This window comes from Mesorhizobium sp. B2-4-18, from assembly GCF_006441385.1.
Taxonomy (GTDB): domain Bacteria; phylum Pseudomonadota; class Alphaproteobacteria; order Rhizobiales; family Rhizobiaceae; genus Mesorhizobium; species Mesorhizobium australicum.
This window is the reverse complement of the sequence record NZ_VFUW01000004.1, coordinates 376,041-388,651: the sequence shown is the minus strand read 5'-3', so window position 1 is coordinate 388,651 and position 12,611 is coordinate 376,041. Positions and strand designations below refer to the sequence as shown.

At 64.1% G+C, this 12,611-nt stretch carries 9 protein-coding genes; 5 read left to right on the top strand and 4 right to left on the bottom strand.

What is annotated here, in order from left to right:
* Positions 1–111: 111 nt before the first annotated feature.
* A complete protein-coding gene (locus FJ527_RS12570) occupies positions 112–633 on the top strand; it encodes a hypothetical protein (RefSeq protein WP_140664885.1) in 522 nt (173 codons plus the stop codon).
* Positions 634–650: 17 nt separating this feature from the next.
* On the opposite strand, the gene FJ527_RS12565 is transcribed toward FJ527_RS12570, so the two are convergent.
* Positions 651–2,273: an FAD-binding oxidoreductase gene (locus FJ527_RS12565; RefSeq protein ID WP_140823231.1), complete on the bottom strand. Its 1,623-nt coding sequence runs from the start codon at positions 2,271–2,273 to the stop codon at positions 651–653.
* Positions 2,274–2,451: 178 nt separating this feature from the next.
* Entirely contained in the window at positions 2,452–2,694 is a 243-nt protein-coding gene (locus FJ527_RS12560; RefSeq protein WP_015316128.1) for a DUF1344 domain-containing protein, read from the bottom strand.
* 438 nt (positions 2,695–3,132) lie between these two features.
* On the opposite strand from FJ527_RS12560, the gene FJ527_RS12555 reads away from it, so the two are divergent.
* On the top strand, positions 3,133–3,630 hold the full coding sequence (locus FJ527_RS12555) for a DUF2314 domain-containing protein (RefSeq protein WP_140823230.1): 498 nt from the start codon (positions 3,133–3,135) through the stop codon (positions 3,628–3,630).
* Between the two features lie 17 nt (positions 3,631–3,647).
* Here the strand turns inward: FJ527_RS12555 and FJ527_RS12550 are convergent, their stop codons facing one another.
* Complete coding sequence (locus FJ527_RS12550; RefSeq protein ID WP_140823229.1) at positions 3,648–4,607, bottom strand: DUF3137 domain-containing protein; 960 nt, start codon at positions 4,605–4,607, stop codon at positions 3,648–3,650.
* Between the two features lie 95 nt (positions 4,608–4,702).
* The gene (locus tag FJ527_RS12545; protein ID WP_181166336.1) at positions 4,703–5,776 is read right to left on the bottom strand and encodes a CapA family protein; all 1,074 of its coding nucleotides are present in this window, start codon (positions 5,774–5,776) and stop codon (positions 4,703–4,705) included.
* Positions 5,777–5,919: 143 nt separating this feature from the next.
* Here FJ527_RS12545 and FJ527_RS12540 point away from each other — a divergent pair, with 143 nt between their 5' ends.
* The 3 genes from FJ527_RS12540 (at position 5,920) to uvrB (ending at position 12,605) form a co-directional block, all read left to right on the top strand.
* Positions 5,920–7,176 carry a hypothetical protein gene (locus FJ527_RS12540; RefSeq protein WP_140664873.1) on the top strand — a complete coding sequence of 419 codons (1,257 nt, stop codon included), beginning with the start codon at positions 5,920–5,922 and terminating at the stop codon, positions 7,174–7,176.
* A 548-nt stretch (positions 7,177–7,724) separates the two neighbouring features.
* Positions 7,725–9,323 (top strand): DUF2778 domain-containing protein, encoded by a 1,599-nt coding sequence (locus tag FJ527_RS12535; RefSeq protein WP_140823228.1) that lies wholly within the window; start codon positions 7,725–7,727, stop codon positions 9,321–9,323.
* 117 nt (positions 9,324–9,440) lie between these two features.
* On the top strand, positions 9,441–12,605 hold the full coding sequence (gene uvrB / locus FJ527_RS12530; RefSeq protein WP_140721741.1) for an excinuclease ABC subunit UvrB: 3,165 nt from the start codon (positions 9,441–9,443) through the stop codon (positions 12,603–12,605).
* Positions 12,606–12,611: the final 6 nt, after the last annotated feature.

Here is a 12,611-nt window from a genome sequence, read left to right as displayed (position 1 = left end):
CAATCGCGGCAAAATCCCGCCTTGTTCGCGCGCAATGGAAGATCGCATGTCGGCCTGAAGGCGCGACATGCCTGACTGGGCTGCCGGGGGGCATCTCGAAGGGACGAGACCGTGATCAAGACCGCCCTTGTCGCCATGACCATTGTCGGCTGCGACTGCGACGCCAAGCTGTGCGAATATATCGGCGAGACGCCGGCCAAGTGGTCGACCATCGCCGATTGCGAAGCGGCGATGAAGAGCCAGATCCTGCACGAGCGCAATTTCAATTATCCGCTGGTGTCCGGCATCTGCCGCGCGAAGGGCTCGGCGTCCTCCTCGCACCTGGCCGCGATCGCGTCGGGCCCGGAACTGAAGCCCGCCAGCCGGGCCGTCAGGACGGAAAGCCCGCTGCCGCCAGAGCTCAGCCATCGGCCGAGCGTCCCGGTCGGTTCGCCCACGACGGCCCTGGACGCGGCCGCTGCCCGACCCGTCGCCTATGAACAGGTGGTCGACGGCGGAACCGGCGTGCTCTATCGCACGAAGAACGGCTACGCCGTGGTCAAGACCGATCTCGGCCGCGCCGCCTCGGCAACCGCCGACGCGGCAAAGCGCTCCGTGAACTGGCTGGCTGGGCTGATGCCGACGGGCCTGTAGGACGGCCCGCATGCCGTCTACACCGTCCCGCTCAGCGCCTTGATGGCACGGTAGAAGGTCGAGGAAAACAATTCCGTCGGGTCATAGTGCCGCTTTGCCGTCAGGAAGGCCGGCAATTCGGGATAGGACGCCAGTAATTCCTTGGCCGTATAGTGCAGCTGGTAGGGCAAGAAGAAGCGCCCGCCATGCTTGATCGTCACGTCGATCAGCGCCCGCGTCAGCGCCCGCATCCTGGCATTGCCATCGGCATCGGCCGGCTGGTTGATATAGAGCACCAGCGAATAGGCCGGCTCCGGCGCGTAGGTCAGCGCGACGTCCTCCTTGTGGACGATGCGCACCGAGGCGTTGAGCACCGGCAGATCCTGGTTGCGCAGGATCTCGCGCGCTTCCGCGATGAATGGATTATAGCTCGCGCGAGGAATAAAATATTCATGCAGTATGTCGGTCTCGTTCATGAGGTCGTTGAACAGATACGGCACCGAATCGTGCATCGGGTTGTTGCGGGTGACGAGACAGGCCTCGCCCTGGGCAAGCGCCGAGCTACGCGGCACCGTGCAGCTTTCGAATTTCGGCTCCAGCGTCTTTTCAGTGAACCATTTCAGTTCCTGGAACGCGCTGCCCCATTTGGCCATGTTCATGATCACCCGCTTCAGGCCGACGCCATCGGGTTCGCCGAGCGCCGGCTGGTCGGCCGGCGGCTGCTCCGCCACTCTATCGTAGCGGTAGACGATCATGTCCTCTAGGAAATTGCCCGGCGCGGTCGACAGATGCCCGTAGAACAGGCCGATGTCCTTGTTCGGCTCCAGCACCTCGGCGAAGAATTTCGGGAAATCGTCGGATCTGATAATCTCGCGCGAGGTGCGGTAGACGGCATTGTCGACGATATCGAGCGTCGCCTCCAGCACCACGCCGAACAGACCGTAGCCGCCGACGACATGTCGGAACAGCTCGATGTTTTCGGTTGGCGAGCAGATGGTCACCGACCCGTCCGCCAGCATCACCCGCATCGAGCGGATGGAGCCGGCTACCGAGCCCGCCTGATGGTCCATGCCATGCGCGTTCACCGACAGCGAGCCGCCGACTGAAAAGATATCGGTCGACTGCATCGCCTTCACCGCGAAGCGCGGATGCAGCATGGTCTGGATGTCGCGCCAGCACGCGCCCGGCTGCAAGGTCATGGTCTTGGCCGCGGCGTCCACCGTAACCTTGTTGAACTTTCTCATATCCAGGACCAGCGCATTGTCGTCGAAAGCATGCCCGCCCATCGAATGGCGGATGGCCGCCAGCGACACTTTCAGCCCGTTGGCGCGCGCGAAGGCGAGCGCCTTGGCGATATGCTCTTCCTCGCTGACCTCGACGACGCCATAGATCGGGGTCCTCGACAGACCGCTGGCATCGTTGATGTCGCCGCCTTTGGCCAGCCAGGGCAGCGACGGATCGAAGGCGGGCGGGCTCGCGATCGGCTTCAGCGGCAGCGCGATACCGTCTACATCGGCGATGCGTCCGGTGTTCTTCGGCCCTGACGGGCCTCGCGCCAGCCGCGCCACGGTGGTGCCGCCCCACAGCACGGCGCCGCCAAAAACAGCCGCCCCCAGCAGCAGCCGCCGCGACAGGCGCAATCCCTTTTGTTCCTCGGCCATCGGATCCCCCCGCAGCCAAGGAATAGCGCGGCCTTTTGGCAAAAACCATAGCGGCGCTGCCGCAACGGCGTTCCGCCACCGTCGTCGCCTGGCGGTGAGTGTCCAACCCAATGAAAATGGCCGGTTCCCAAGGAACCGGCCAGATTGGAGCAGGGTCTCAAAGTCCGGTCGGCAGTCTCTATGAGGCCTTCTTGATCGACGTCACCATGCCGGTCTTGTCGTCGACGGTCACCGCCACCTTGGCGCCGACCTTCAGTTTCCCGACCGACGCATCGGGCGACAGCTGGTAGATCTTGCCGTCGTCGAGGGTGACCGACTTGGTTGTCGGATCGACGGCCTGGATGGTGCCCTGAACGGTCGCGGCATAGGCCGTGCCGAGAAAGGCGAGCAGAGCGGCGGTGGTTGCGAGGGTCTTCTTCATGGATAGCACTCCGTGCTGTTTCGGTTTTCCGGTACCGCTGGGAGAGGGCAGCACCGAACGGCCCGAGACTGGAACGAAACAGCCATCGTCGGCAAATCACGTTGGGTGAATTTTCGCAAAGGATATCATAGGTTTAATTCCGACATATTGTCTGCGGCCGACATCATTTCAGGCCGCTTCAGTTCCCCCGGCAAGCGCATTTCCGTTCGCGAAAAGAGTCGTTTAGAGGGATTGTGGCGAGCGGTTGCGATCACGGCGAGGCCGCCGCAATCCGTCTTGATCAGCATCACGAAACAGACCGCCGAGCGGTTATCGATACACATTTTGTGTCATGGTCAGTTCAGATCGCCAAATTGAAATGGACGAAACTCGCGCTCCGGTTGCAAATCTGGAACGGATGCAGGATGGTGCGCCGTTACCATGAAGGGGGCCCTTTCCATGAAGCTTGCAGTTCGGTCGATGATGTCCTTGATGATATTGGCGTGTGCTCCGGGGTCGGCCGGCGCGCAAGCCGCGAATCCTAACGATGACAAAGCGCTTATGTTTGCTACGGACGACCCCGAGATGGCGACGGCGACTGCAAAGGCTCTTGCCAGCCTGGATGAGTTCCTGGCCCTGGCTGGAACGCCGCCCTCGGGGACGGACAGGTTCAAATTGAAGGTCGAGGTGCGGGATGGGGATATCAGCGAGCACTTCTGGGTCATCCCGTTCCAGCGCACCGAAACGGGGTTCGTCGGCATATTGGCAAACGAACCGGCAGCTGTGCGCAATGTCGTCCTCGGCCAGGAGATAGAATTCACCAGGGACGATATTTCGGACTGGGGATACAGACACGACGGGCGGCAAGTAGGGAGCTTCACCGTGTGTGTGATGTTCAAGAGGATGTCGAAGGAAGAAGCGGACTACCTGCGCGACAAATCCGGTTACGATTGTTGATCGTTTGCCCAACCGGACTAGCTTGCGCCGATCTTGCGCACCAGTGCCGCGGTCGCCAGCATGGCACCCAGGTCCGAAATCATCGGTGCGACATGACTGGCGTAGTCGAGCGGCACCGAAATATCAGGTAGCTCGAAAAAGTTCTTCGGTTGCGGCAGGAGCAGAAAACCATCGCTGCCGTTGAGCGCGACGCGCGCGGGCTCGTCCGGCCAGGTTTCGCCGAGCCATTTCAGCGCTTGCGCCAGCCGGCCGGTCACCAGCGGCCGCGCCGCCTCGACATTGTTGGTGCGGAACTCGTAGGCGGCGTCGAGCTCCGGCACGCCGGACGGCAGTTCCTGCATCCTGGGCGCGAACATGCCGCGGAAAAAGCCGATTACGCCACTGGCGCGTCGCGCCGCGACCAGTATTCCTGGAAACGGCTCGATGGTTTCGAAGGCGACGACGACGCCCTTGAATGTGGTGGCCTTGTTCTTGGTGGCGCCCCCGTCCCATAGGTCGGCTTCGTACAGTTCGAACGCAAATCCGTCATAGCGTCCGGAGATGATATCGTCGAAGCGGCTCATGGTGAAACCGCCGACGGTCTCGCGCGGCAATCGGTCAAAAGAATGCGGCGTCACGTCATGCTGGTAGCGCATATCCCCAATGAAGCCGAAGATGATCGGCATCAGCGTCTGGCGAAACGATTGCTGCAGCCTCGCCGCCGGCCTGATCGCCCGGAAATAAAGCACGACCGCCACCACGAAGCCGACCACGTACAGAAATACGTGCGGCGTCGAGAACCATTGCTCGTTGGGATCGGCGACCTTGTTGAACAGCCACGCAATGAGCGCCACGAAGACGACCGCCAGGCCAACGAACAACGGTGCGCGCCACTTGGCCGCGCGTGCCACCGAGGCCCTTTTCGCTTCGTAGACCTCGATGTCTTTCTTAATGGCTGCGATAGCAGCCGCGCCCGGCATGAAATCCGCTGTCTCCATCGCCAATCCCCGCCGCCAGTGTTGCCGCATGATAGCCATTTTCGCGGGAAAGTCGCCAGCGCTTACCCCTCTCCTGTCGTGGACCTGTCACGCGGTCAGGGCGACGCGTCCACAAGGGAAGCAGGAAAGATCGCGTCCAGCCGGCCCTCGATTTTTTGCCGCATGGGCTCGCCCAATGCCTCGACCGGCAGCAGCTCTTCGTGGTCTCCCGCACGCAAGCGCACAAAGGGATGAAACCAGTAGGACGCGACAGTCCCGCGCGTCTCCGCATCGGCGCTGACGTCCACGATGAAAATCCCACCAATCCGCCCCGGCCACGGCTGGCGGGCAAAAGCGGTGCCGAGGAAATCCCCGAGTCCATAGGCAATCACCGTCCCGCCGATCCGCTCCACCGGCTGAACGACATGCGCGTGATGGCCGGCGATCAGACCGACGCCCTGTCCGGACAGCCTCCGCGCCAGTGCCCGGGTTGCGGCGCGCGGAAAATGCCGGAACTCCCAATCCCAGTGCGGCACGGCACAGAGGAGATCGACCCCAGCACTCGCCTCGCGCGGCCAGCGCGCCGGATCGCCTTCCATCGAGACGCGGTCGGCAAACAGTCTCTCATCGGCGTTGCGCCAGAGCGTGAAAGCGGCGAAGCCGAGAGCGAGCGGCCCGGCAGCGAAGCGTTCGACCGGACCCTTGGCGGCGAGGCCGATGATGCCGACACCGAGCCGCTTCAACGCCGCGACCGTCGCGTCGAAACCGGCGACGCCCTGGTCGAACATATGATTGTTGGCCAGCGACAGGACCAGTTTTTCGCGCCTGATGCCAACCGCCGCGAGTGCCTCGGCCAGAAAGCGTTCGCTCATCGCATGATGCGTACCGAGCTTTGTCCCCAGCACGGCGCTCGGCCTGTCGACGACAGGGCTTTCGCAATTGCCGATCACCAGGTCGGCCGTGCCCAGCAGCGCCTTGATCGCCGGATCGCAGTCCGGCGCGCTCCGGTTGGCTACCGCCGAGATGTCGCCGATGAAGGCCAGCCGCACCGTCTGTCTCGGTGGCGGGTCCATCAGCGTCCCCGATGCCGGCGCAAATCCGGTGGCGCCACCGCCGAGCGACGGTTTCAGGAAACGCGGCAGCCAGGACAGTTTGTAGGAGAGCGGATAGTTCGACACGGCACGCCTCATCGTTGGCCTTCTGTAGACCGTCCGCCGGACCGGTTGAAGCGTGCCCGGCGACAATCATGCAACGATGTGGACAGCGTGCCGGCATCGACAGGCGCGGCGGCGCAAATCCGTGTATGGTCGCCGCGGCAAATGGGAGGGAAAAGATGACACGAATAGCAAGCCTGCTGGCATCGGCTTTCATTGTGCTCGTGCCGCTGTCGTCCGCATCGGCGGCCATGCCCGAAGCAGCAACCGCTTTGTTCGAGGCAAGGACCGTGGCCGCGCGCGACGGCGCGCTGTCGACCCTGGAAGCGGCCGCGCCGAAAGATCCAGCGTCAGCCTATGCCGCCGGCGCCGGCGAGTTCTTCACCGCGCTGGAACTGCTGGCCAGCGGCCTGCATCGCCATGGGTTCGAGAGCCCGCAATCCTTCATGCTGCCGCTGATGCGGCTGCCGGTACCGGCGAACCCCAATCCCGAGCCGCTGACCTACGAAGAGTTCCGCGCCATACTGGTCGCCTTCCGTGACCGGCTGGCAAAGTCCGCCACCACGCTTGGTTCGGTGCCGGCCGATGCCGATATCGGCATGGTCATCGACCTCACCCATGTCGGCATCGACCTCAACGAGGACGGCACCATCGCACCGGATGAAAGCATGGCGGCGATCATGGCGGCGCTGTCGCGCGGCGGCATCTCCCAGGGCGATACAGCCCCCGCGCTCACCTTCCGCTTCGACCGCGCCGACGGCTATTGGCTGCAAGGCTATGCCGAATTCCTGATGGCGCAGGCCGATTTCTGGCTGGCGCATGATTTCAAGGGCACGTTCGACGGCTCGTTCCACATGCTGTTTCCGCGCGCCAAGCTGCCGTTGCAGGACATCCTCGTGCCGCCGCCAAGCGAGATGGGCTCGAGCATCTTCTCCTCGGAATGGCGCATCGCCGACTTCATCTCGATGGTGCATCTCGTCAACTGGCCGGTTGTCGAACCGGAACGCCGCAAGGCGGCGCGCCAGGAGCTGCTCGAAATGATCCGGCTGTCGCGCGAGGACTGGAAGGCGATCCGCGCCGAGACCGACAATGACCGCGAATGGCTGCCCGGCCCGCAGCAAAAGGGCGAGAACCCGCTCACCGGCCTCGAAGTCGGCGAGGAGCAGGTGCAGGCCTGGCTCGCGACCCTGACGATGGCCGAGGACCTGCTCGAAGGCCGCGCGCTGCTGCCGCACTTCCGCATCACCGGCAAAGGCATCAACATGAAGCGCTTCTTCGACGAGCCTAAACCCTTCGACCTCGTACTCTCGATCACCGGTCCCGGCATCGCGCCTTATCTGGAGAGCGGCAAGATCCTGACCAGCGAGGATTTCGACCAGATCCAGCGCGAGTTTGGAGGTGGCGGGTTTTTGACGTTCGCACTGTGGTTCAACTGAGCGGCGCGGACGCTGCGCGTCGGCCGAACTCCGACGTATCCGAAAGTAGGGAACCCTTGGACAGCGGCATTGGAGCCGTAGGAGCCCACCACGACCGCTGCTATGAGCCCCGAGAGCCGACCCTTTTGGGCCGAAGACTTGTGGCAGCACGGCAACAAAATCTGTTGGCACCCGTGATGTTTGCGGGCGCCCGGCCGACAGGCATTTGGCGTGCCTCACTGTCCCGGAAGCGCCGAATCGCCTTTTGCGAGGATTAGCGAAGGCTGTTTCGCTTGACTCGCCCGGCAAAAACAGGCAGCAAAAAAGCCTTGGAAGGGCTGCAATACCGCGTGCATGGTCGTGGACGAGCCTTTTTCGGCACAAAGTCCACGTCTCTCGATTGGTTTTGAGAGGGATTGGTTAACCAACTTTGTCCATATTTTGAAGCAATCGGCAACTAACGACAGGCGCGGCAAACGCGTCGGGGACCACCTGGGATCACTCACAGAATGGTCGTCGCGGCTATCACAGCCGCGGACGTGGGAGCCGATTGGAGCAAGATTGGTTGCATGGCGTTGTTGAGTCGTAAAATTGTCGGGGACAGGCGTTGCAGCGGCGAGACCGCCTTCGAAGCGCCACGTGCCTCATCCTTCACCCCTGAACGGGTTGTCCGCTGGATTGCGGTGCCGGGCGTCAGCGCCGCCGTCGGCCTATGGCTGATCGGCACCATGGCCGGCCTTAGCTCTGTCGGTGCCTCGCTTTCGGTCACGTCGGTCGGCCTGCCGCAGACGCTGTCCATGCCGGGCACGCTCGCTCTCGCCGATCCGCTGAAGCAGCATTTCCTCAGCTCTTCGGCGCCCTTCATGACGGCCAATGCGCATGGCGGCGCGCAGGCGCTGCACGACCATGCCGTACAGTGCGGTGCCAGTTGCTTCAAGCTGGCCGCGATAACCTCCAAGGCGGAGAAATCCGGGCGTCTGGTGGCGCAGGCCAAGCCAACGCCGGCGAAGTCGAAATCGCAGCAGCGCTTCGAACTGATGGAAGCGTCGCTGTCGCCGACAAAGCTTGCCGCTGCCTTCGCCGGCGCGGGAAAGCCTGCGACCGCGGCCAGCACCCATCCAGTGATTTCCAGCGCCACTCCACGGATCACCGAGGCGTCCCTCGTGCCGTCCGTCCAGGTCATGGCCAGCCTGTCCAACGACATGCCGGCTCCGGCGGCGGAACGCTTCGCCCGCGCCGAAACGGGTTCCGTCGTGCAGACCGCGCCGGCGCCGATGGGCTTTGCCCAGTCGGAAACGCCCGACAACGCGCAGCTGGCGCTTGCCCTCGTCGAGTCGATGCCGGTCGAGGACGAAGCTTTCGCCTCGCCGCTGCCGATGACCGAATCCTCCGCCGATGTCGCGGTGGCGCCTGTCGAGACCCAGCAGGAACAGCCGGGCGACGCCGCTTCGCTGCCGGATGCGCTCACCGACGACGTGCCGCTGCCGACCCGCCGCCCGCAATATGACGCGCCGCGGCCACCCCGGATCGTGGAAGAGGACAAGCCGGCCGCACAGCCCAGAACCTTGGAGCAGAAGCCGGCGCCCCAGCCGAAGCCCGTCCAGCAAGCCAGGCAGCCGGCCCGGCAAGGCCGGACCCGTGATGGTGGCGACGTGCTGGCCTATGCCAAGCCGGACACGCCTTCGGGCGGCCTCGGCCAGGCGTTCAGGAACCTGTTCAACGGCCCGAGCGCCGGAAGCGGCGCCGGCCATGGCGTCGCCGTCTATGACATCAGCGCCAAGACCGTCTACATGCCCGACGGCCAGCGGCTCGAGGCGCATTCCGGCCTCGGCGCAATGGTCGACCAGCCGCGCTATGTCCACGTCAAGGATCGTGGCCCGACGCCGCCCAACACCTACAATCTGTCGCTGCGCGAATCCCGCTTCCACGGCGTCGAGGCGATCCGCCTGACCCCGACGAGCGGCGGCAACAAATACAACCGCAACGGCCTGCTCGCGCATACCTACATGCTGCGGGGCGGTCGCGCCGAATCCAATGGCTGCGTCGTCTTCAGGGACTATTCCCGCTTCCTCGCCGCCTTCAAGAAGGGCAAGGTCACCCGCCTCGTCGTGGTGGATCGCCTGAACGGATCGGCGACCCGGGTCGCGTCGAACGGAAGCGGCGCTTGAGATAAGGCGAAACCGTCCGCCACCTCCTGACAGCCTTCTGTCAGGAGCCTGACGCGACCGCCGGCCCGTCCTCATCGCGCTCTTTCCATTTTGGCCGAGAAATCCCATATTCGGGACATGGCCAAATCCCCCGATAAAAGAACGCCGCCGACGGCGAATGAGGACCGCGCCGCGCCGAAGCGGCGCAGCCCGCTGACCGATTTCCTCGACGCCTCGGAACCGCTGCACAAGGGCGGCTTCGCCGAGATGCCGCAGGCCGAATTGTCGGGCACGCCGCTGACCGGCTCGATCGCCGATTGGGCCGAGCAGATCGAGCAGGAGGCTGAACGGGAAGGACGCGCCGCGGGCAAAGGCGGCGGCGCCAAGTCGCCGAAGAAAATACCCGAGCGCTCCGCCGCGCCGGGCCGCACCGCGCGCGGCACCTCGATGGGCGGCGCCGCGTCGGCCCGCGAACGCACGGCGGCCGGCCTCAATCCGGTCGCCGGGCTCGACATCTCGCTGGAAGAAGCCGAGACGATGTCGTCCAGTGGCGTCACCGCCACGGTGGCCGCGCTCTCGGCGCTGATCGAATCCGGCAATCCGCTACACAAGGACGGCGTGCTGTGGACGCCGCACCGCCCTGCCCGGCCGGAAAAATCCGAAGGCGGCATCGCCATCAAGATGGTGTCGGATTTCGAGCCCGCCGGCGACCAGCCGACCGCCATCAAGGATCTGGTCGAGGGCGTCGACAACAACGACCGCACCCAGGTGCTGCTCGGCGTCACCGGCTCCGGAAAAACCTTCACCATGGCCAAGGTGATCGAGGAGACGCAGCGCCCCGCTCTGATCCTGGCGCCCAACAAGACTCTGGCCGCGCAGCTCTATTCCGAGTTCAAGAAATTCTTCCCCGACAATGCGGTGGAGTATTTCGTCTCCTATTACGATTATTACCAGCCGGAAGCCTATGTTCCGCGCACCGACACCTTCATCGAGAAGGAATCCTCGATCAACGAGCAGATCGACCGCATGCGCCATTCCGCGACGCGTTCGCTGCTCGAGCGCGACGACGTCATCATCGTCGCCTCCGTATCCTGCATCTACGGTATCGGTTCGGTCGAGACCTACACGGCGATGACCTTCCAGATGCAGATCGGCGACCGGCTCGACCAGCGCGCTCTGCTCGCCGACCTCGTTGCCCAGCAGTACAAGCGCCAGGACATCAATTTCGTGCGCGGCTCGTTCCGCGTGCGCGGCGACACGATCGAGATCTTCCCGGCCCACCTTGAGGACCGCGCCTGGCGCATCTCGATGTTCGGTGACGAGATCGAGGCGATCACCGAGTTCGACCCGCTGACCGGCCAGAAGACCGGCGAGTTGAAGAGCGTCAAGATCTACGCCAACTCGCACTATGTGACGCCGCGCCCGACACTCAACCAGGCGATCAAGTCGATCAAGGAAGAGCTCAAGCACCGGCTGGTGGAACTCGAGCGCGCTGGCCGCCTGCTCGAGGCGCAGCGGCTGGAGCAGCGCTGCCGCTTCGACCTTGAAATGCTGGAAGCCACCGGCTCCTGCGCCGGCATCGAGAACTATTCGCGTTACCTCACCGGCCGCCAGCCTGGCGATCCGCCGCCAACGCTGTTCGAGTACATTCCAGACAATGCGCTGGTTTTCATCGACGAGAGCCACGTCACCGTGCCGCAGATCGGCGGCATGTATCGCGGCGACTTCAGGCGCAAGGCGACGCTGGCCGAATATGGCTTCCGCCTGCCCTCCTGCATGGACAACCGGCCGCTGCGCTTCGAGGAATGGGACGCAATGCGGCCGCTCTCGGTTGCCGTTTCGGCGACACCGGGCGGCTGGGAGATGGAACAGGCCGGCGGCGTCTTCGCCGAGCAGGTCATCCGCCCGACCGGCCTTATCGATCCGCCGGTCGAGGTGCGCCCGGCCAAGAGCCAGGTCGACGACGTCGTCGGTGAGATCCGCGACACCACCAAGGCGGGATACCGCACGCTGGTGACGGTGCTGACCAAGCGCATGGCCGAGGACCTGACCGAATACCTGCACGAGCAGGGCGTGCGCGTGCGTTACATGCACTCCGACATCGACACGCTTGAGCGCATCGAGATCCTGCGCGACCTGCGCCTCGGCGCCTTCGACGTGCTGGTCGGCATCAACCTTTTGCGCGAAGGCCTCGATATTCCCGAATGCGGCTTCGTCGCCATTCTCGACGCCGACAAGGAAGGTTTCCTGCGTTCGGAAACCTCGCTGATCCAGACCATCGGCCGTGCCGCCCGCAATGTCGACGGCAAGGTCATCCTCTACGCGGACCAGGTCACCGGTTCGATGGAGCGGGCGATGGCCGAGACCAACCGCCGCCGCGAGAAGCAGATGGAGTGGAACGCCGCTAACGGCATCACGCCGGAATCGGTCAAGTCGCGCATCTCCGATATTCTCGATTCGGTCTACGAGAAGGACCATGTCCGCGCCGACATCTCGCAATTCACCGATAGCGCCGGCGCCATGATGGGCAACAATTTCAAGGCCCATCTCGACGCGCTGGACAAGCAGATGCGCGACGCCGCCGCCAATCTCGACTTCGAGAAGGCGGCCCGCATCCGCGACGAGATCAAGCGGCTGCACGAGATGGAATTGTCGATCTCCGACGATCCGCTGGCGCGCGAGGTGGAAGGCCAAAGTCCGGCCTCTGGCCGCGAAAAGGGGAAGCACAACAAGGGCGTGGCCAAGCATCGGACATTGGAGGAACAGGAACGGTTCCGCAAGCTCGATCAGGCACGCGCCGCCGAAGAGGCAGCCAAGGCCGCCAGGCCCAACCTCTTCCGCAAGCCCGATCTCGACGAGATGGGCGCCGACGGCGCCGTGCCGGTGAAGAAGCCACTGTTCGCCAAGCCGTCACTGGACGACATGGGGCCTGGCACCGACATGCCGACGCCGTCAGGCGCGGTGTCGCGGTCGCTGTTCAAGAAGCAGTCGGCGGAAGAAGCGCATGGCTCCGACTTCGGCATCCCCGGCGATGCGACCAAGCCGCTGTTCAAGAAGAACTCGCTCGATGAGATGACGGTGCGCCGCACCGAAAAACCGGTAGAAGGAAAAGTGCCGGCGAAGCCACAGCCAATCTCCCCCGTGGAGGAGATGTCCGGCAGGACAGAGAGGGGCGCGAAGGATCGCGGCGATGCCGACAAGCCTATCGTCCGTCAACGCTCCGGCATCGGCTCCTACGAGGACCAAGGCGACGCCCGCCGCGAAAAGCGCCGGCCGGGCAAGACAGGCAGGCCCGGACGGTAGCAATTC

Coding starts and splice junctions, on each gene's coding strand:
- FJ527_RS12550 (WP_140823229.1), bottom strand. CDS start 4,607: ATGGAGACAGCGGATTTCATGCCGGGCGCGGCTGCTATCGCAGCCATT.
- FJ527_RS12555 (WP_140823230.1), top strand. CDS start 3,133: ATGAAGCTTGCAGTTCGGTCGATGATGTCCTTGATGATATTGGCGTGT.
- FJ527_RS12540 (WP_140664873.1), top strand. CDS start 5,920: ATGACACGAATAGCAAGCCTGCTGGCATCGGCTTTCATTGTGCTCGTG.
- FJ527_RS12545 (WP_181166336.1), bottom strand. CDS start 5,776: ATGAGGCGTGCCGTGTCGAACTATCCGCTCTCCTACAAACTGTCCTGG.
- uvrB (WP_140721741.1), top strand. CDS start 9,441: ATGGCCAAATCCCCCGATAAAAGAACGCCGCCGACGGCGAATGAGGAC.
- FJ527_RS12535 (WP_140823228.1), top strand. CDS start 7,725: ATGGCGTTGTTGAGTCGTAAAATTGTCGGGGACAGGCGTTGCAGCGGC.
- FJ527_RS12565 (WP_140823231.1), bottom strand. CDS start 2,273: ATGGCCGAGGAACAAAAGGGATTGCGCCTGTCGCGGCGGCTGCTGCTG.
- FJ527_RS12560 (WP_015316128.1), bottom strand. CDS start 2,694: ATGAAGAAGACCCTCGCAACCACCGCCGCTCTGCTCGCCTTTCTCGGC.